Source organism: Burkholderia sp. LA-2-3-30-S1-D2 (assembly GCF_001523915.2).
GTDB classification, from domain to species: domain Bacteria; phylum Pseudomonadota; class Gammaproteobacteria; order Burkholderiales; family Burkholderiaceae; genus Burkholderia; species Burkholderia diffusa.
This window is the reverse complement of sequence record NZ_CP013384.1, coordinates 3,300,396-3,319,715: the sequence shown is the minus strand read 5'-3', so window position 1 is coordinate 3,319,715 and position 19,320 is coordinate 3,300,396. Positions and strand designations below refer to the sequence as shown.

18 protein-coding genes and 1 pseudogene are annotated in these 19,320 nt (G+C 67.4%); 10 read left to right on the top strand and 9 right to left on the bottom strand.

Annotated features, from left to right (window positions below; all coding sequences use genetic code 11):
- Positions 1-5 precede the first annotated feature (5 nt).
- The 6 genes and pseudogenes from rqpS to WS66_RS28395 form a co-directional block, all read right to left on the bottom strand.
- A complete protein-coding gene (gene rqpS / locus WS66_RS28420) occupies positions 6-815 on the bottom strand; it encodes a quorum system sensor histidine kinase RqpS (protein WP_059607408.1) in 810 nt (269 codons plus the stop codon).
- A gap of 415 nt (positions 816-1,230) precedes the next feature.
- A complete protein-coding gene (locus tag WS66_RS28415; protein WP_059535031.1) occupies positions 1,231-2,001 on the bottom strand; it encodes a ferredoxin--NADP reductase in 771 nt (256 codons plus the stop codon).
- Between the two features lie 226 nt (positions 2,002-2,227).
- Positions 2,228-2,359 (bottom strand): annotated as a pseudogene (locus WS66_RS28410) (LysE family translocator); the annotation flags it as partial.
- A 71-nt stretch (positions 2,360-2,430) separates the two neighbouring features.
- A complete protein-coding gene (locus WS66_RS28405; RefSeq protein ID WP_059607406.1) occupies positions 2,431-3,246 on the bottom strand; it encodes an endonuclease/exonuclease/phosphatase family protein in 816 nt (271 codons plus the stop codon).
- Between the two features lie 5 nt (positions 3,247-3,251).
- The gene (locus tag WS66_RS28400; RefSeq protein ID WP_059607404.1) at positions 3,252-3,740 is read right to left on the bottom strand and encodes a hypothetical protein; all 489 of its coding nucleotides are present in this window, start codon (positions 3,738-3,740) and stop codon (positions 3,252-3,254) included.
- Between the two features lie 146 nt (positions 3,741-3,886).
- A complete protein-coding gene (locus WS66_RS28395; protein ID WP_059607546.1) occupies positions 3,887-4,606 on the bottom strand; it encodes a nitroreductase in 720 nt (239 codons plus the stop codon).
- Between the two features lie 227 nt (positions 4,607-4,833).
- On the opposite strand from WS66_RS28395, the gene WS66_RS28390 reads away from it, so the two are divergent.
- From WS66_RS28390 to WS66_RS28345, 10 genes are all read left to right on the top strand, one after another.
- The gene (locus WS66_RS28390; RefSeq protein WP_059607402.1) at positions 4,834-5,814 is read left to right on the top strand and encodes an AAA family ATPase; all 981 of its coding nucleotides are present in this window, start codon (positions 4,834-4,836) and stop codon (positions 5,812-5,814) included.
- 122 nt (positions 5,815-5,936) lie between these two features.
- Positions 5,937-7,046, top strand: coding sequence for an NAD(P)/FAD-dependent oxidoreductase (locus WS66_RS28385; RefSeq protein ID WP_059607401.1), 1,110 nt, complete (start codon positions 5,937-5,939; stop codon positions 7,044-7,046).
- A 172-nt stretch (positions 7,047-7,218) separates the two neighbouring features.
- Positions 7,219-7,530: a high-potential iron-sulfur protein gene (locus tag WS66_RS28380; protein WP_059508331.1), complete on the top strand. Its 312-nt coding sequence runs from the start codon at positions 7,219-7,221 to the stop codon at positions 7,528-7,530.
- A 187-nt stretch (positions 7,531-7,717) separates the two neighbouring features.
- Positions 7,718-9,025: an MFS transporter gene (locus WS66_RS28375; RefSeq protein WP_059607399.1), complete on the top strand. Its 1,308-nt coding sequence runs from the start codon at positions 7,718-7,720 to the stop codon at positions 9,023-9,025.
- Between the two features lie 312 nt (positions 9,026-9,337).
- On the top strand, positions 9,338-10,966 hold the full coding sequence (locus tag WS66_RS28370; RefSeq protein WP_059607397.1) for an ABC transporter substrate-binding protein: 1,629 nt from the start codon (positions 9,338-9,340) through the stop codon (positions 10,964-10,966).
- A gap of 116 nt (positions 10,967-11,082) precedes the next feature.
- Entirely contained in the window at positions 11,083-12,093 is a 1,011-nt protein-coding gene (locus WS66_RS28365) for an ABC transporter permease subunit (RefSeq protein ID WP_059607395.1), read from the top strand.
- Positions 12,094-12,097: 4 nt separating this feature from the next.
- A complete protein-coding gene (locus tag WS66_RS28360; protein WP_059607393.1) occupies positions 12,098-13,015 on the top strand; it encodes an ABC transporter permease subunit in 918 nt (305 codons plus the stop codon).
- A gap of 2 nt (positions 13,016-13,017) precedes the next feature.
- Positions 13,018-14,016 carry an ABC transporter ATP-binding protein gene (locus tag WS66_RS28355; RefSeq protein WP_059607392.1) on the top strand — a complete coding sequence of 333 codons (999 nt, stop codon included), beginning with the start codon at positions 13,018-13,020 and terminating at the stop codon, positions 14,014-14,016.
- Positions 14,013-15,026 (top strand): peptide ABC transporter ATP-binding protein, encoded by a 1,014-nt coding sequence (locus WS66_RS28350; protein ID WP_059607390.1) that lies wholly within the window; start codon positions 14,013-14,015, stop codon positions 15,024-15,026. The genes WS66_RS28355 and WS66_RS28350 overlap by 4 nt, the downstream gene beginning before the upstream one ends.
- Positions 15,019-16,164 (top strand): TraB/GumN family protein, encoded by a 1,146-nt coding sequence (locus WS66_RS28345; RefSeq protein WP_059607388.1) that lies wholly within the window; start codon positions 15,019-15,021, stop codon positions 16,162-16,164. Before WS66_RS28350 ends, WS66_RS28345 begins: the two co-directional genes overlap by 8 nt.
- Before the next feature lie 569 nt (positions 16,165-16,733).
- Here WS66_RS28345 and pxpA read toward each other — a convergent pair.
- The 3 genes from pxpA to pxpB are packed head-to-tail and all read right to left on the bottom strand — an operon-like array spanning position 16,734 to position 19,274.
- Positions 16,734-17,498: a 5-oxoprolinase subunit PxpA gene (gene pxpA / locus WS66_RS28340; RefSeq protein ID WP_059607387.1), complete on the bottom strand. Its 765-nt coding sequence runs from the start codon at positions 17,496-17,498 to the stop codon at positions 16,734-16,736.
- Positions 17,499-17,553: 55 nt separating this feature from the next.
- The gene (locus WS66_RS28335) at positions 17,554-18,621 is read right to left on the bottom strand and encodes a biotin-dependent carboxyltransferase family protein (RefSeq protein ID WP_059607386.1); all 1,068 of its coding nucleotides are present in this window, start codon (positions 18,619-18,621) and stop codon (positions 17,554-17,556) included.
- Entirely contained in the window at positions 18,618-19,274 is a 657-nt protein-coding gene (gene pxpB / locus WS66_RS28330) for a 5-oxoprolinase subunit PxpB (protein ID WP_059607384.1), read from the bottom strand. Before pxpB ends, WS66_RS28335 begins: the two co-directional genes overlap by 4 nt.
- Positions 19,275-19,320 lie beyond the last annotated feature (46 nt).

Below are 19,320 nucleotides of genomic sequence, written 5' to 3'. Positions count from 1 at the left end.
GGGCCTCACGAAAGCGATGCGCGGCGCGCGGCCGCCGGCTCCGCGAACAGCGAGTCCCACGCGAAGCGCGCGGTGACGCGCGTGCCGCGACCCGCTTCCGGTGCGCTCGCGTCGAAGCTGCCGCCGAACGCCTCGCAGCGTGCGCGCATTCCGGCGAGACCGTAGCCGGCGCACCGGTTACGTGCAAGACCGGTCCCATCGTCGGTGACGATCAGGGACATATGCGAGTCGTCGGTGTCGATCTGCACGTCGACGGATGTCGCGCGCGCATGCTTCGCGACGTTCGACAGCGCTTCCTGCGCGACGCGGAAGATGGCGAGCGCGCCGGCGCCGCCGAGTTGCGTGAGTCGCGCGTCGGCCGCGCAGACGAAGCTCGTGCGCAGGCCGGTGCGGGCCGTGTGGCTGTCGACCCACGCCGACAGGGCGCCGACGACGCCGCCGTCGAGTGCCGGCGTGTCGCGCTCGTCGATCAGCTGGCGGTTGGCGTCGGTGGCGGAGTCGAGCGCCTGCTGCGCCAGCTCGAGCGCGCGCAGGCAGCCGTCCGGCGCATCGGCCGGTAGCCACGTTTGAACGTTTGCCAGCGCGAAACGCGCGGCGGTGAGTTCGGCGCCGAGTCCGTCATGCAGTTCGCCGGCGAGATGGCGGCGGGCCGCCTCGTCGGCAACCATCAGCTGGAGGGACAGCGCCGCGATCCGGGCGGCGGACGTGTCGTGTTGGGGCAGGGCTTCGGCCACGGGCGCGGCCGCGTCGCAGTCGAGCGGCTGCGACGGGAACGGGGCGTGAGCGCCCGTAGGCGCATTGAGCGACGTAACCATGACTCTCCCTGCTATCAGAAAGCGGTTCGGACACCGGCTGGCTGCCTGGATCGGCTGCCGTTTCGATGACGGCAGCCGCCAGAGAATCGCCCCGTACCGAGGTAACAAAAGTTACATCTTGTAACGTTTGAGTCCGACCCTCCAATGGTCGCCGAATCGGCGACCGCGCGGGGCGAATAATATCTCAAAAATTTGGAAAACGTCATGCCAGGCGGACATTTAAGGGTAAATGTGAATAATCCGAGTGAAGCTGTTGTAGGAAAAACACTGACACGGAAGCACCTGGATGGTGCGTATCAAAATGTAACTATTTGCCATGGAATGATCGTGGTTTGTTACGAATTCGCCAAGTAGGGGCGAAAAAAAACCGGAGCTTTTGCTCCGGTTCTTGATGCTGCACAAATTCGGGGATCGATCAGTCCACGAATGCGCGTTCGATCACGTAGTGACCCGGCGCGCTGTTCTTGCCTTCGACCAGGCCGGCCTGCTTCAGCAGGTCCGTCGTGTCCTTCAGCATCGCGGTGCTGCCGCACAGCATCACGCGGTCGTTTTCCGGCGAGAACGCCGGCACGCCGAGGTCCGTGAACAGCTTGCCCGTCGCGATCAGGTCGGTGATCCGGCCCTCGTTGTCGAACGCCTCGCGCGTGACCGTCGGGTAGTAGACGAGCTTTTCCTTGATGATGTCGCCGAGGTACTCGTGGCCCGGCAGGTCGTGCTTGATGTAGTCCATGTACGCCAGCTCGCCCTTCAGGCGGCAGGTGTGCGTCAGGATGACCTTGTCGAAGCGTTCGTAGATGTCCGGGTCGCGGATGATCGACATGAATGGGGCGAGGCCCGTGCCGGTCGACAGCATCCACAGCGTCTTGCCGGGCAGCAGGTTGTCGGCGACGAGCGTGCCGGTCGGCTTCTTGCCGATCAGCACCGAGTCGCCCACCTTCAGGTGCTGCAGGCGCGACGTCAGCGGGCCGTTCTGGACCTTGATGCTGAAGAATTCGAGGTGCTCTTCGTAGTTCGGGCTGACGATCGAGTAGGCACGCGCGAGCGGCTTGCCGTCGACCTCGAGGCCGACCATCGTGAATTCGCCGTTGTTGAAGCGCAGGCTCGGCTCACGGGTGCAGGTGAAGCTGAAAAGCGTGTCGGTCCAGTGATGGACGGATTGGACGGTGGCGGTGTCGTATTTGCTCATGGCTTTGAAAACGGACGCGCGTAGCGGACGCGTGTAACGGGCCCAAAAACGGGCAAAAAACCGAGTGCGTCGGCCCGATCGCGGATCGGCCGGCCGGCGCGTCGGACACGCGCCTTCTCGATGACAGACGATTGAGGAACTGGTTATTTTACCCTGCTTGGGGCAGATGCGGGCTTGACCCGCGCGGCTGCGCGGATTTGGCGCAACGAAATCTTGCAACCGGCTTTCAGCGATCGGCCGCGAGCTTCGCGCCCAGGCCGACGAGCGCGGCGCCGCATAGCGCGTCGAGTGGACGCCACGCGCGGCGATAGCCGCGCTGCGCACGCGGGCTCCCGAACAGGAACGCGACGCACGAATACTCATGGCGGGCGCGGCGGCGGGCGCGCAAATCGCTACTGTAGCGCGCAGCCCTGCTGCCGCGCTACCGCGTCACTGCGGATCGAGGCGCAGCCGCGCGATATACGGCAGGTGGTCCGACAACCACGCGGTTTCGCCGGACGGCGCCTGCCATTCGAGCGGCGTCAGCCCGCGCACGAACATCTTGTCGAGCGCGAGCGCCGGGGAGAACGCGGGGAACGTGCGGCCCGACTGGCCGAGCAGCGTCGCGACCTCGGACAGCCCGATCTCGCCGAACAGCGCGACCGAATCGTTGCGCCAGTCGTTGAAGTCGCCGGCGAGCACGAGCGGGTCGTCGCCCGCGTTGCGCACGATCCAGTGCGCGATCCAGTGCATCTGGCGCAGCCGCGCCGCGCGCGTGAGCGCGAGGTGCGCGCACAGCAGCGTGACGGGCCGTGCGCCCGCGAGCGTCGCGCGCGCGACCAGCAGCCCGCGCCGCTCGAAGCGGTGCGCGGAGATGTCCCAGCGGCCGCCGAGGTCGAGCGGATGCGGCGACAGGATCGCGTTGCCGTGCCGCCACGACGGCTTGAACACGTTCGGTCCGAGCGCGATCTGCCAGTCGAGCGCCTGCGCGATCTCGGTGGCCTGGCAGTGCCACACGTCGTCGACCGTGTCGTCCATCGGCGCGCCGAAGCCGGGGGCGAGCATCGGGCGCGGCATGCGGCGCGCCATCGCCTCCTGCAGGAAATACACGTCGGCGTGCGTCGACTGCATCCAGTTGCGCATCGCGTTCCATGCGGTGAAGCCGAGCGGCGAGCGGCCCTTGTGCAGGTTCCAGCTGACCGCGGTGATTTCGTCGGGCGCGGCGTGCGGTTCGGCGAACGGCAATGACAGGGCATCGGCGGACATGGCGCTCAGTCCTTCGTGACGTGCGCGCGCACGCGGTAGACGAGATGCGGGCGCTGCTCGACGAGCGTCCAGTCGGTCCATGCGTCGCCGCCGACCGACAGGCCCGGATGGCTCGCGACGATCTGCCGCGGCGACGCGGGCAGGCACGGATCGCTGCGCGTCGCGTTTTCGTCGTCGAGGGTTTCCTGCACATCGAGCGCGAGCGACACCGTGTGCGCGGCGTCGTCGACGGTGAGCGGCGCGACCGTCACCGAGCGCGAGCGTTCGGTCGGCACGACGCGCGCGGCATTGCCGCAGCCGACGGGCACGGCGGACGGGTAGCGATGGGTGTCGGTACGGGTTTGACCCATGGTGGTGCGTTGCTGGAACGTGTCGATCGTCTGACCGTCGCGCACCACCTGGATCTCCCACGCGACGACGGCCGGTGCGGGGCTCTGCGCATGGGCCGCGAGCGCGGCGCTCGCGAGCAGGATGGCCAGGCCGTGTTTCAGCATGAAACTTCTCCGGAAACGCGGGGTAGCGGGGAACGGACGCACATCTTACGCCCGATGGATCGGGACGGTGGTGTGACAGGACGTATCGCAGCAGGTTCGCAGCACGATCCGGTCCTGATCGAAAGGTAGGTCCGCGTCATGCGTTTTCAAGCGAAAAAGCGCGCGAACTCGGCGACGCTCGCGCGCTCGGTGACGAGACGGTTCTCGATCGCATCCGGGTCCGCATGGCCGAGCGACATCCCGCAGACGAGCTGCTCATTGGGCGGCATCCCGAGATGCTCGGCGATGATCCGGTGGAACGGCACGAACGCGGCCTGCGGGCAGGTGTCGAGGCCGCGTGCGTGCGCGGCCGTCATCACGCCCTGCAGGAACATTCCGCAGTCGAGCCATGCGCCGTGCGTCATCACGCGGTCGAGCGTGAAGAACAGCGCGACGGGCGCATCGAAGAAGCGGAAGTTGCGCGCATGCTGCGCGTGCATGCGGGCTTTTTCGTCGCGGCCGATGTTCAACAGACCATACAGGTCCCAGCCGACCTTGCGGCGCCGGTCGATATACGGCGACACCCATTCGCGCGGATAGTAGTCGTACTCGGCGACGTATTTCTCGTCGCGCGCCGGATCGTCGTACGCGGCGCTCAGGGCCGCGGCGAGTGCGTCGCGGGTCGCGCCGGTCGCGACGTACACGCGCCACGGCTGGATGTTGGTGCCCGACGGCGCGCGGCTCGCGGCTTCGAGGATCGCCTCGAGCGTGTCGCGCGGCACGGGCGTCGGCAGGAACGCGCGAATCGCGCGGCGCGACTTGAGCGCGGAGTCGACGGCGTCGATCGCATCGGTGTCGGCGCGCGGGACGGCAGCAGGGATGGACATCGGCATACCTTCGAAACGAAGCGCACGGCGCCGCGCGGGCGCCGTGGCATGGCCGGCGCGGCGGCCGGTGAATCATCGATCATACGCCGCACCGCGCGGCGCTGCAGTGTGCGCGTGGTGTTAGCAGCAGACCGGGGCGGCTGCTTGCTTGCACGCCGATGCGGGATCGCTACACTGAAATCGTAAGGGTCTGATGATCGTGTGACGGTAGCGGTAGCGAGGTTGGTATGACGACGGCGATGGTGAAACAGGAACTGGCGGTAGCGTCCTTGAGCACGGTGTACGACCTCGAGCAGGTCGAGACCGCGTTGAACGACTTGAACGAGAGCGCGAGCGACGCACTGCGCGCCACCTACGAGCGGATGCTCAAGACCGGCAATCTGCGCTTTTGCGTGAAGCCGAACCGGATGCCGTCATTCGACGAACTCGGCGGCGCGCTGCCCAATTTCACCGAGCCGCTCGACGACGTGCGCAAGCAGGTCGCGCTGTGCCTCGAGACGGACGACCGGCTCGAACTGATGCCGATCCTGCTGCTCGGGCCGCCCGGCATCGGCAAGACGCATTTCGCGAAGGCGCTCGCGCAACTGCTCGGCACCGCGTATCACTACGTGCCGATGAGTTCGCTGACGGCCGGCTGGATCCTGTCGGGCGCGTCGTCGCAATGGAAGAACGCGAAGCCCGGCAAGGTGTTCGAGGCGCTCGTCAACGGCAGCTATGCGAACCCGGTGATCGCGGTCGACGAGATCGACAAGGCCGGCAGCGACGCGCAATACGATCCGCTCGGCGCGCTGTACGCGTTGCTCGAGCACGACACCGCGCGCGCGTTCGTCGACGAATTCGCCGAAGTGCCGATCAATGCGGGCAACGTGATCTGGGTCGCGACCGCGAACGATGCGCAGGCGATTCCGGAGCCGTTGCTGAACCGGATGAACGTGTACGAGATCGCGCCGCCGGACGCGGCCGGCGCGCGCCGCATCGCGCAGACGATCTACGACGAGATCCGCACGTCGCACGCGTGGGGGCGGCGCTTCCCCGACACGCTCGACGACGACGCGCTCGACGTGCTGGCCGCGACGCCGCCGCGCACGATGCGCCGTGCGCTGCTGCATGCGTTCGGCGCCGCGCGGCTCGGCGGCCGCGACGTGATCGCGCCGTCCGACATCCGCGCCGACGAGGGCGCGACGAAGCGCCGGCCGATCGGATTCTGAGCCGGCGGCGCGCGCCTCGCCGCGTGGCGCGTGCAGGCCGATACGGAGACGTTCGGCAAGCGGGCGGACCGGGACGTACAATTCCCTTCTCTCCCCTCGATGCGCAAGCGGCGCGAAACGCCATGGAGCAGATGGACTGTGTGGTGATCGGCGCGGGTGTCGTCGGCCTTGCGATTGCGCGGGAACTGGCCGCGCGCGGGCGCGAAACCATCGTGCTCGAGGCGGCCGACGCGATCGGCACGGGCACGAGCTCGCGCAACAGCGAGGTGATTCATGCGGGGCTCTATTACCCGCGCGGTTCGCTGAAGGCGCTGTCGTGCGTGCACGGGCGCGACCTGTTGTACGAGTTCTGCGAGACACGCCACGTGCCGCACCGGCGCGTGGGCAAGCTGCTCGTCGCGACGAGCGCCGCGCAGGTGAAGCAGTTGAAGGCGATCGCCGCGCGCGCGGCGGAAAACGGCGTGCTCGACCTGATGCCGCTCACGCGTGCCGAGGCGCAGACGCTCGAGCCCGCGCTCGAATGCGCGGAGGCGCTGTTCTCGCCGAGCACCGGTATCGTGGACAGTCACCAGCTGATGCTGGCGCTGCTCGGCGACGCCGAGCGCGACGGCGCGATGTGCGCGGTGAAATCCCCGGTCGAATCGATCGACGTGCTGCGCGGCGGCCGCTTCGTGGTGCGTACCGGCGGCGACGCGCCGACCGAAATCGAGGCCGCGTGCGTGATCAACAGCGCGGGCCTCGGCGCGCAGGCGCTCGCGCGCCGCACGTGCGGGCTCGACCCGCGCTGGGTGCCGCCGCTCTATCTCGCGCGCGGCAACTACTTCAGCCTGTCCGGGCGCGCGCCGTTCTCGCACCTCGTCTATCCGATGCCCGACCGCGCCGGGCTCGGCGTGCATCTTACGCTCGACCTGGCCGGGCAGGCCCGTTTCGGCCCGGACGTCGAGTGGGTCGATGCGTTGCGCTACGAAGTCGATCCGGCGCGCGCACCGGCGTTCTACGCGTCGATCCGCACATACTGGCCAGGGCTACCCGACGATGCGCTGCAGCCGGCCTATGCGGGGATCCGGCCGAAGCTCGCGGGGCCCGGCGAGCCGCCGGCCGACTTCATCGTGCAGGGCGCGGCGCAGCACGGCGTGCGCGGGCTCGTGAACCTGTTCGGCATCGAGTCGCCGGGGCTGACCGCGTCGCTCGCGCTCGCGCAGCGCGTTGGCGACATGACGTCGCATGGGTGACGCACGCGGCCCGTATTCGTGCGGACCAGCCGTGTGAATTCCGTGTGAGCCCCCGTGTGAAATCCCTTATCTCCGGCATTTCGGCGCGCACATTCATTCGCTTGAGCGTTATTCTGTCGAACGGCTGTCGCCAGAACAGCTTTCAAACCGATAACGTTGGAGCGAGTCCCCCATGAAAACATCCCGTCGGAGTTTCCTGATTACGAGCATTGGTGCCGTGTCCGCGCTGGCGCTGTCGCGCGAAGCGCTGGCCGATGCGCCGATGCTGTCGGAAACGGATCCGGCCGCGGTGGCGCTCGGCTACAAGGCCGATGCCACGAAGGTCGACAAGGCGAAGTATCCGAAATACGCGGCGGGCCAGGATTGCGCGGCCTGCATGCTGTACCAGGGCAAGAAGGGTTCGGCTTCGGGCCCGTGCGGCGCCTTCCCCGGCAAGCAGGTGTCGGCGAAGGGCTGGTGCAGCGCATTCACGAAGATGGGTTGATGCCCGTGCGGCATCGTGCGATGCCGCAATGTGGCGAAAACCGCAAAACGCCCGCCGTCGAAAGATGGCGGGCGTTTTTATTGCTTGAAAACGGTTCCGTCGCTTTCTACACTCGCTGCAAACCAGCGCGCCGCGGCAGACTGCTCCGCGTCGCCCGACACGGCGAATTCACGAGGATGAGGCACGCATGGCGACGATTGCGAATTCAACGAAAACGATCCGGCCCGAGCGTGCGCTGAACCGGCGCGCGGTCGTGGCGGCCGTGATCGGCAACGCGCTCGAGTGGTACGACTTCACGGTGTTCGGCTTCATGACGGTCGTGATCGCCGAGCTGTTCTTCCCGACGACCAGCGAATACTCGTCGCTGCTGCTGACCACCGCGACGTTCGGCGTGGCGTTCTTCATGCGCCCGATCGGCGGCATCGTGTTCGGCCTTTACGCCGACCGCGCGGGCCGCAAGGCCGCGCTGTCGCTCGTGATCCTGCTGATGACGGCCGGCATCTTCCTGCTCGCGATCGCACCGCCCTATGCGGCGATCGGCATCGGCGGCCCGCTCCTGATCGTGCTTGGCCGCCTGCTGCAGGGTTTCTCGGCGGGCGGCGAATTCGGCAGCGCGACCGCGCTCTTGATCGAAGCCGCGCCGTTCTCCAAGCGCGGTTTCTACGGCAGCTGGCAGATGGCGAGCCAGGCGGCCGCGCTGCTGATCGGCGCGCTCGTCGGCGCGGCCGTCACGCGCGGGCTGTCGCCCGATGCGCTGCGCAGCTGGGGCTGGCGCGTGCCGTTCATCCTCGGGCTCGTGATCGGCCCGATCGGCTTCTACATCCGCCGCCATCTCGCGGATTCCGAAGCGTTCCTGCATGCGCAGCAAAGCGCACGCCGCGCGACGCTCGGCGAAGTGTTCACGCGCCACCCGCGCGAGGTGCTGTGCGGGCTCGGCTCGGTGATCGCGCTGACGGTGACGATCTACGTGCTGATCAGCTATCTGCCGACCTTCGCGGTGAAGCAGCTGAAGCTGCCGTACGCGGAATCGTTCTATGCGGTGATCGTCGGCAACCTGCTGTTGATGGTGCTGTCGCCGGTCGCGGGCGCGTGGTCGGACCGCATCGGCCGCAAGGGGCTGTCGCTGTGGTCGCTCGTGCTGACGCTCGCGCTGATGTATCCGTTGTTCGCGTGGCTCGACGCGGCGCCGAGCATCGGGCGGCTGATCGCGGTGCAGGCCGTGCTGTCGGTGACGCTCGCCGGCTACTACGGGCCGTTCGGCGCGATGATCGCCGAGCTGTTCCCGGCCAACGTGCGCTCGACGGGGCTGTCGATCGCGTACAACGTCGCGGTGATGCTGTTCGGCGGTTTCGGGCAGTTCATCGTCACGTGGCTGATCAAGGCGACGGGTTCGCCGCTGGCGCCGACCTACTATGTGATGGCCGGGCTCGCGCTGTCGATCGTCGCGGTCGCGTTCGTGCCCGCGCGCAGCGCGGATCTCGACGCGCCGGCCTGACGGCTGCACTGCAGCGCGATCATCGTTTCGAAATCCGCAACGATGCGGACCTCGGCCCCGAAATCGGTGCAACGATCGTTCGCGTCCGCGAACGAATTGTTTAGTTGTCGAAGGAAACACGCGCGGGATGAACGAATTCGTCGCCCGTGCACGCGGACGCACTTTTCGCGTGCGCGAGACATCCGCAAAAACCCGCGTGAATGCGTCTAGAAGAGTTTTTTCTCCAGCTTGTTGCAAAATCGCTAGCTCAAGTAATATCCGCGTACCCGGCCCCTGGGGGGACCGGTTCCGATCTGGAGACCTGGAGGAAACATGGAATACAACCGTCTGTTGCACACCCTGCGTGTTACCGCCATTGCAGGCGTGGCAGCGGCATCGCTCGGCGTCGCGGGTTCTGCATTCGCACAGATCCCGAACAAAACGCTCGTCTACTGCTCAGAAGGCAGCCCGGCGGGTTTCGATTCCGCGCAATTCACGACCGGCGTCGATTTCACCGCCGCCACATTCACCGTCTACAACCGCCTCGTCGAATTCGAGCGCGGCGGCACCAAGGTCGAGCCGGGCCTCGCCGAGAAGTGGGACGTATCGTCCGACGGCAAGGTGTATACCTTCCACCTGCGCCATGGCGTGAAGTTCCACACGACCGACTTCTTCAAGCCGACGCGTGAATTCAACGCGGACGACGTCGTGTTCACGTTCGAGCGCATGCTCGATCCGAACCAGGCGTTCCGCAAGGCCTACCCGGTGTCGTTCCCGTACTTCACCGACATGGGCCTCGACAAGCTGATCACGAAGGTCGAGAAGGTCGATCCGTACACCGTAAAGTTCACGCTGGCCGAGCCGAACGCGCCGTTCATCCAGAACATGGCGATGGAATTCGCGTCGATCCTGTCGGCCGAATACGGCGATCAGCTGATGAAGGCAGGCAAGGCCGCCGACATCAACCAGAAGCCGGTCGGCACGGGCCCGTTCATCTTCCGCAGCTACACGAAGGACGCGACGATCCGTTTCGACGGCAATCCTGATTACTGGAAGAAGGGCGCGGTGAAGATCTCGAAGCTGATCTTCTCGATCACGCCCGACCCGGGCGTGCGCGTGCAGAAGATCAAGCGCAACGAATGCCAGGTGATGAGCTATCCGCGTCCGGCCGACATCGCGACGCTGAAGGCCGACTCGGGCATCGACATGCCGTCGCAGCCGGGCTTCAACCTCGGCTACCTGGCGTACAACGTCGAGCACAAGCCGGTCGACAAGCTCGAAGTGCGTCAGGCACTCGACATGGCGATCAACAAGAAGGCGATCCTCGAGTCCGTGTACCAGGGCGCTGGCCAGGCCGCGACCGCACCGATGCCGCCGACCCAATGGTCGTACGACAAGAACCTGAAGATGGCGCCGAACGACACCGCGAAGGCGAAGGCGCTGCTCGCGAAGGCAGGCTATCCGAACGGTTTCGAGATCACGCTGTGGGCGATGCCGGTGCAGCGCGCGTACAACCCGAATGCCCGCCTGATGGCCGAGATGATCCAGGCCGACTGGGCAAAGATCGGCGTGAAGGCGAAGATCGTCACGTACGAGTGGGGCGAGTACATCAAGCGCGCACACACGGGCGAGCAGGACACGATGCTGATCGGCTGGACGGGCGACAACGGCGACCCCGACAACTGGCTCGGCACGCTGCTCGGCTGCGAGGCGATCAAGGGCAACAACTTCTCCCACTGGTGCTACAAGCCGTTCGACGAGTTGGTCCAGAAGGGCCGCACGACGACGGGCCAGGACGCGCGCACGAAGATCTACACGCAGGCCCAGCAGATCTTCGCGCAGCAGCTGCCGTTCTCGCCGATCGCGAACTCGACGGTCTACCAGCCGGTACGCAAGAACGTGGTCGACATGCGCATCGAGCCGCTCGGCTATGCACGCTTCGACGGTGTCGGCGTGAAGTAATACGACCGGCGTAAGCTGTCCCCGAAGACCGAGACCGGTAATTCATCCGGCGGCGGGAGGCCAAAAGCTTCCCGTCGCCGGTCGCACATTTCCCACAAGAAAATACGAGACGCATCATGTTCACATTCGTGTTGCGCCGCGTGGGGATGGTGATCCCGACCTTCATCGGCATCACCATCCTGGCGTTTGCGCTGATTCACCTGATACCGGGCGACCCCATCGAAGTGATGATGGGCGAGCGCGGCGTCGATCCCGCGATGCATGCGGAGGCGATGAAACGCCTCGGGCTCGACCAGCCGTTGCCCATGCAGTACCTCCACTACATCGGCCGGGCGCTGCATGGCGATCTCGGCACGTCGATCATCACCAACACGAGCGTCGCGGGCGAATTCTTCGCACGCTTCCCGGCGACCGTCGAGCTGTCGCTGTGCGCACTCGTGTTCGCGCTCGCGGTCGGGCTGCCGGCCGGCGTGATCGCCGCGCTGCGACGCGGCTCCGTCATCGACCACGGCGTGATGGGCACCGCGCTCACCGGCTACTCGATGCCGATCTTCTGGTGGGGGCTGATCCTCATCATGGTGTTTTCGTCGTATCTCGGCTGGACGCCCGTGTCGGGGCGCATCGCCGTCGAATACGACTTCCCGCACCCGACGGGCTTCATGCTGATCGATGCGCTGCTCGCGCCGGACGAAGGCTCGTTCAGGTCGGCGGTCAGCCACCTGATCCTGCCCGCGATCGTGCTCGGCACGATCCCGCTTGCGGTGATCGCGCGGATGACGCGCTCGTCGATGCTCGAAGTGCTGCGCGAGGACTACATCCGCACCGCACGCGCGAAGGGGCTGTCGCCCGCGCGCGTGGTCGTCGTGCATGCGCTGCGCAATGCGCTGATCCCGGTCGTCACCGTGATCGGCCTGCAGATCGGCACGCTGCTCGCGGGCGCCGTGCTGACCGAGACGCTCTTCTCGTGGCCCGGTGTCGGCAAGTGGCTGATCGATGCGATCGGCCGTCGCGACTATCCGGTCGTCCAGGGCGGCATCCTGCTGATCGCGACGCTCGTGATCGTCGTGAACCTGGTCGTCGACCTGCTGTACGGCGTGCTGAATCCGCGCATCCGCCACACGAGGTAATTCCATGAGCAATCTGCAAAACACCCTGCCGAGCGAATCCGCGCCGGCCGGCGGCCGTGCGCTCGCGCTGCGCGAGTTCTGGGCCAACTTCTCGCGCAACCGCGGCGCCGTCGGCGCCGGCATCGTCGTGCTCGTGCTGATCCTGGTCGCGCTCCTTGCGCCGCTGATCGCCCCGCACAGCCCGGTCGAGCAATACCGCGACTACGTGAAGATCCCGCCCGCATGGCTCGCGGGCGGCAACTGGCAGTTCATCCTCGGCACCGACGAAGCGGGCCGCGACATTCTTTCGCGCCTGATGTTCGGCGCGCGGATGTCGTTCTGGATCGGCTTCGTGTCGGTCGTGCTCGCGCTGATCCCCGGCATCGTGCTCGGGCTGGTCGCCGCGTTCTTCCAGAAGTGGGCCGACACGCCCGTGATGCGCATCATGGACGTGCTGCTCGCGCTGCCGTCCCTGCTGCTCGCGGTCGCGGTCGTCGCGATCATCGGCCCGGGCCTCACCAACACGATGTTCGCGATCGCGATCGTCGCGCTGCCGGCCTATGTGCGCCTCACGCGCGCGTCGGCGCTCGGCGAACTGCAGAAGGAGTACGTGACGGCGTCGCGCGTGGCCGGTGCCGGCACGCTGCGCCTGATGTTCTCGCAGGTGCTGCCGAACTGCACGGCGCCGCTGATCGTGCAGGCGACGCTCGGCTTTTCGTCGGCCATTCTCGACGCGGCCGCGCTCGGCTTCCTCGGCCTCGGCGTGCAACCGCCGACCGCCGAGTGGGGCGCGATGCTGGCCTCTGCGCGCGACTACATCGACAACGCATGGTGGATCGTGACGATGCCGGGCCTGTCGATCCTGATTTCGGTGCTCGCGATCAACCTGCTCGGCGACGGGCTGCGCGACGCGCTCGATCCCAAACTGAAACGGATGGCGTGAACATGAGCCAAGATCTTCTGACCATCCGCAATCTCGCGGTGAACTTCAACGGCCTGCCCGCCGTCGACCGGATCAACCTGTCGATCGCGCCGGGCGAGGTGGTGGGCGTCGTCGGCGAATCGGGCTCGGGCAAGAGCGTGACGATGATGGCGCTGATGGGCCTGATCGACGCGCCGGGCAAGGTGACGGCGGATGAAGTCACGTTCAACGGCGTGGACCTGCTGAAGGCGTCGCCGAAGGCGCGCCGCAAGATCGTCGGCAAGGACATCGCGATGGTGTTCCAGGACGCGCTGTCGAGCCTGAATCCGAGCTACACGGTCGGCTACCAGATCAAGGAAGTGCTGAAGCTGCACGAAGGCCTGCGCGGCGACGCGCTGCATCGGCGCGCGCTCGAACTGCTCGACCAGGTCGGCATTCCCGATGCGAAGAACCGCATCACGGCGTTCCCGCACCAGATGTCGGGCGGGATGAACCAGCGTGTGATGATCGCGATGGCGGTGGCGTGCAACCCGAAGCTGCTGATCGCCGACGAGCCGACCACCGCGCTCGACGTGACGATCCAGGCGCAGATCATGGACCTGCTCGTGAAGCTGCAGAAGGAGCGCGGGATGGCGCTCGTGCTGATCTCGCACGATCTGGCCGTGGTGTCGGAGGTCGCGCAGCGCGTCGCGGTGATGTATGCGGGCGAGGTCATCGAGACCAACCGCGTGCCGGACATCTTCCGTGCGCCGCATCATCCGTACACCGAAGCGCTGCTCGCGGCGATTCCCGAGCACAATCAGGGGGCGCGTCGCCTTGCCGCATTGCCGGGCATGGTGCCGGGCCGCGATGATCGCCCGTCCGGGTGCCTGTTCGCGCCGCGCTGCAAATACGTCGTCGACGACTGCCGCAAGGCGCGGCCGGCGCTCGACACATTGGTGCCGGCCAACGACGCGATGCGTGCGCGCTGCATCAAGCCACTTAATGTTTCCAACCTCGACCTGACGGGAGGCGCACGATGAATGCAGTCCACGAAACGCGTGCGCCGCACGATGACGACGTCGTGCTGGTCGCCGACCAGCTCGCGAAACACTACACGGTGAAGCGCGGCATGTTCGGCCAGGGCACGGTGAAGGCGCTGAGCGGCGTGTCGTTTTCGCTCAAGCGCGGCAAGACGCTCGCCGTCGTCGGCGAATCCGGTTGCGGGAAGTCGACGCTCGCGCGGCAGCTGACAATGATCGAGACGCCGACGTCCGGCCATCTGTCGATCGACGGCAAGGACGTCGCGGGCGCCGACCGCCACCGGGTCGCCGAGCTGCGCCGCCGCGTGCAGATGGTGTTCCAGAACCCGTTCGCGTCGCTGAACCCGCGCAAGACGGTCGAGCAGACGCTCTCCGAGCCGCTCGAGATCAACGCGAACCTGACGGCCGCCGAACGCGCGTCGCGCATCGCGCAGATCATGCGCACGGTCGGCCTGCGGCCCGAGCACGCGAAGCGCTATCCGCACATGTTCTCGGGCGGCCAGCGCCAGCGGGTCGCGATCGCGCGCGCGATGATCCTCGATCCGCGGATCGTCGTCGCCGACGAGCCGGTGTCCGCGCTCGACGTGTCGATCCAGGCGCAGATCCTGAACCTGTTCATGGATCTGCAGGAGCAGTTCAAGACGAGCTACGTGTTCATCTCGCACAACCTGTCGGTGGTCGAGCACGTCGCCGACGACGTGATGGTGATGTACTTCGGCAGCGTCGCCGAGCTCGGCGACAAGGCGACGATCTACGCGCGGCCGCGCCATCCGTACACGCGCGCGCTGATGTCGGCGACGCCGGCGATCTTCGAGGAAGACCGCCGCGTGCAGATCAAGCTGCAGGGCGAGCTGCCGTCGCCGCTCAATCCGCCGTCGGGCTGCGCGTTCCACCAGCGCTGCCCGTACGCGGTCGAGCGCTGCCGAGTCGAGGAGCCGCAACTGCGCGAAGTGGACGGCCGGCGTGTAGCCTGCCATCGGGCCGAGGAGGTAGGGGAGGCGAATGCCTGAAGCGTTGGCGGCGCGCGCGTCCGGCGTGCGCCGTGCGGGGGCAAGCAGCGCGCGCGTGATGCGCGCGTACCGCTACGCGCGGCGCTGGAGCGTGCGTACCGTTACGGGCGCGGCGCTGGCCGGCGCGTGCGTGGCGGCCAGCGTTGCTGTTCCCGTCGAATCCGCGCGCGCCGAAGGGCGCGCGCCGGCCACTTCACCGATCCATCCGTCGCAAGTCCCGCCGCCCGGCATGAGCCTGCCGGGCTTCCACGCGCCCGCCGTGTCGGACGGCACGGTGTCGCGCGGCACCGTGCGCGTGCAGCCCGCGCGCATGCCGTTCTACGTTGCGACCAAGGGCAGGGTCACGCTGTACGTGCTCGGCACGCTGCATACGGGCGACCCGTCCGACTATCCGCCCGCGCAGCCGTTCCGGCCGCGCATCCTCGGGGCGCTCGCGGCGTCGCCGACGCTCGCGCTCGAACTGTCGCCGGACGATCTGCTCGAATCGCAGGACGACGTGTCGAAGTACGGCGTGTGCCGCTACCCGTGCCTGCAGCGCCTGTTGCCCGATCCGCTGTGGCAGCGCCTCGCGGGGCGCCTGCGCGGCAATCCGGCGGCGCTTGCCGAGATTCGCAAGATGCGACCGTGGCTCGCGGCGCTGGTCGTCGAAACCTACGACTCGCTGTCGGCCGGCCTGCAGACCGAGTACGGCACCGAGGCGCAACTGCAGAACGTGTTCCTGAAGAAGAAGGGCGGCCGCGTGATCGGGCTCGAGACGCTCGCCGAGCAGATGCGTGCGTTCACCGGGCTGACGCTCGCCGAGCAGCGCGAGATGCTCGCGCAGGACATGGTGCAGACGCCGGCGCAGAACGCCGACGACATCAAGGCACTGCACCGGCTGTGGCAAATTGGCGACGCCGATGCGATCTCGGCGTGGGCGGTCGCGAAGAGCGAGCGGCTGGCGCGTTCGAAGGCGCTGTCGGCGTCGATCGACAACAAGATCCTGTACGAGCGCAACCGGCGCTTCGTTGCACGGATGACGGCAATCGCCGCGCCGAACCGGCCGGTATTCGTCGCCATCGGCGCGCTGCATCTGGGCGGCCGGCGCGGGGTGCTCGAATTGTTGCGCCAGCAAGGGTATCAGGTCGACGCGAACTGATCGCGCCGGGCGCAGTGCACCGATCCTCCCCTGTTTGATCGACGACACGCACGCGCTGCGAGGTGCCTGCGGGTGCCCGTGCCGCCGCTCGATTCGATAAGGAAAACCCTTGAATCCTCAGAAAATAGCGTTTAAAACGATTGACATCCGGTTCTGCCGATCTCTATTCTTCATCCCACAAGTTGAAAAAATGAAAAGAATAGAAAAAGTTCTACGGGGTAGCAGAAAACAATGCGCGGGGTTAGCGTAGCCGGCACGTGATGTCGTGCCGGCCGCGTAGTGTCTGCATGCACGGCGGGGCCAAACATCGTCGGTACAACAAATGCATGCGACAGACTTGCGGATAAGCGACGTTCCGTCGTCCGACCGGGGGAAGCAGCAATCGGGTGGCGGCGGACGTTTTTTTATTCCGGAGCATTTTTCCGGTCACCGTCGAAGGACGGTTTCGGGGGGCGAATCGACAGACGGCGAAGTCCGCGGCGATTGCGCCAACAGAAAAGCGCCACGAGGGCGCTTTTTTCTTTGGTGCGGCGGTTTTTCATCTGGCGGCAGCGCGGCTTGCGCGCCGGTCAGGCGCCTTCGTCGGCCTCCAGCGCGCCCGGGGCGACGACATCGATACCGGCCGCTTCGAGCGCCGCGCGGATCCGCTTCGCGAACGCGAGCGCATGCGGGCCGTCGCCGTGCAGGCAGACGGTCTGCGCATTGAGCGGCACCCACTCGCCGCTCACCGACTGCACCTGCCGATCGCGCACCATGTCGAGCGTGCGCGCGAGCACCGCTTTCTCGTCATCGATCAGCGCGCCGGGCTGGCTGCGCGGCACGAGCGAGCCGTCCGCGCGGTAGCCGCGATCGGCGAACACTTCCTCCACCGCGGCGAGCCCCGCATGCCGCGCGGCTGCGACGAACACGCTGTTGGCCAGCCCGAACACGGCAAGCGACGGATCGAAGTCGTGGATCGCGGAGACCACCGCGTCGGCGATCATCGGGTCGCGCGCGGCCTGGTTGTACAGCGCGCCGTGCGGCTTCACGTGCGCGATGCGGCCGCCCTCGGCCTGTGCGATCGCCGACAGCGCGCCGAGCTGGTACAGCACGCCGGCATAGATGTCGCCGGCCGGCAGTTGCATCTCCTTGCGGCCGAAATTCTCCGGGTCGTGAAAGCTCGGGTGCGCGCCGATCGACACGCCTTTCTGCACGGCCCAGCGCACGCAGTCGCGCATCGCATTGGCGCCGCCTGCATGCCAGCCGCACGCGATGTTCGCCGACGTGACGAGGTCGAGCAGCGCCTCGTCCGATCCGCATCCTTCGCCGAGATCGGCATTCAGATCGATTTCCATGATGTTCCTCGTCCACTGATGGCGTGGCGCGTCCTTCGTCCTGCTTCCGTCATTGTCACGCCGCGCGCGATTGAACGCGGCGGCGGGTTTCCTCGCGCATCTCGATCGCGACGTCGATCTGCCGGAGATAGGCGCGTTCCGCGGTCAGGGCGGCGCGCGCGGCATCGGGTGTCGTGCGCACGAAGCGGATCGGCAGGTTGAGCCGCGCCTGCGCGAGTTTCCAGAGATCCGCGCGGATCACCGTGCCGATCTTCGGATAGCCGCCGGTGGTCTGCGCGTCGTGCATCAGCACGATCGGCTGGCCGTTCGGCGGCACCTGGATCGTGCCGGGCAGCACCGCATGCGACAGCAGCTCGACCGGCCGCTCGCGCACCAGCTCGGCGCCGGCGAGGCGATAGCCCATCCGGTTGCTGTTCGCGGTGACGAGCCATTCCTCGTCCCAGAACGCCTGCTGCGAATCGGCCGCGAACGACGCGTAGTCGGGGCCCGGCAGCACGCGCACGGGCATCGCCCACGGCGCATGCGCGGGCCGGTGGCGGCGCGGCGGTTCGTCGACGCGCACGAACGCGCACCACGCAGGCGCCTTCACGCCGAATTCGGGCGCATCGGCTGCGAGGCAGCCGGCGCCGGCCGGCGGCACACCGACCGGAAGCCGATCGCCATCGCGCAGCGCGCGGCCGCCGAGGCCGCCGAAGCGCGATGCGAGATCGGTGCTGCGCGAGCCGAGCATCGGCAGCACGTCGATGCCGCCCGCGATGCACAGGTAGCCGCGCATACCGCGTTTCGCGGCCGGCAGCACGAGCGTCTGCCCGGCGTCGACCGGCAGGCTCCACCACGAATACACGGGCTTGCCGTCGAGCGTCGCGCCGAATTCGGTGCCGGTGATCGCGATGCGCGTCGCGCGCGTGAAGCGGAACGCGGCCGGGCCGATCGTGATTTCGACGGCCGCCGCGTCGGGGCGATTGCCGACCAGCCGGTTGCCGACTTCGAGCGCGAGGCCGTCGAGCGCGCCGCCCTGCGCAACGCCGAGATGGCGCATGCCGCGGCGGCCGAGATCCTGCACGGTCGACAGCGGGCCGGCGCGGACCACCTCGATCGTGCCCGGTGCGGTGTTCTGGCTCATGTCGGGTCGACTCCGGCAATGGTGAAGCGCACGCGGTCGCCGGGCAGCAGCAGCGTCGGCTGCGGCCGCACCGGGTCGAACAGCACGTGCGACGTGCGGCCGATCAGCTGCCAGCCGCCGGGCGACGTGGCCGGGTAGATGCCCGTCTGCGCACCGCCGATGCCGACCGAGCCGGCCGGCACTTCCAGGCGCGGCGCCGCGCGGCGCGGCGTGTGCAGCGACGCATCGAGGCCGCCGAGATAGGCGAAGCCCGGCTGGAAGCCGACGAAGAACACGACGTATTCGCCGGCTGCGTGTCGCGCGACGACTTCGTCGGCCGGCAGCCCGGTATGCGCGGCGACGGCCGCCAGGTCGGGGCCGGCCGCACCGCCGTATTCGACCGGGATCTCGATCTCGCGGCCGTCCGCATGCTCGACGTCGGCGGTTTCCCATGCGTCGCGCAGCGCGGGCGTGAGCGACTCGGCCGTCGCGGCGAGCGCGTCGAACACGATCGTCAGGTTGTTCATGCCCGGCACGACGTCGATCACGTCGGGCCATGCGCGCGCGATCTCGGCGACGGCCCAGACGCGGCGCTGGCAATCGAGCGTGGCGGGCGGCGGCACCTCGCAGACGAGGGCGGCATCGCCGAGCGGATAAATGCGGGGTTGCGTCATCGGACTGGCACGGTTCGGACGGCAATGTTAGCGCACATTGTCAATA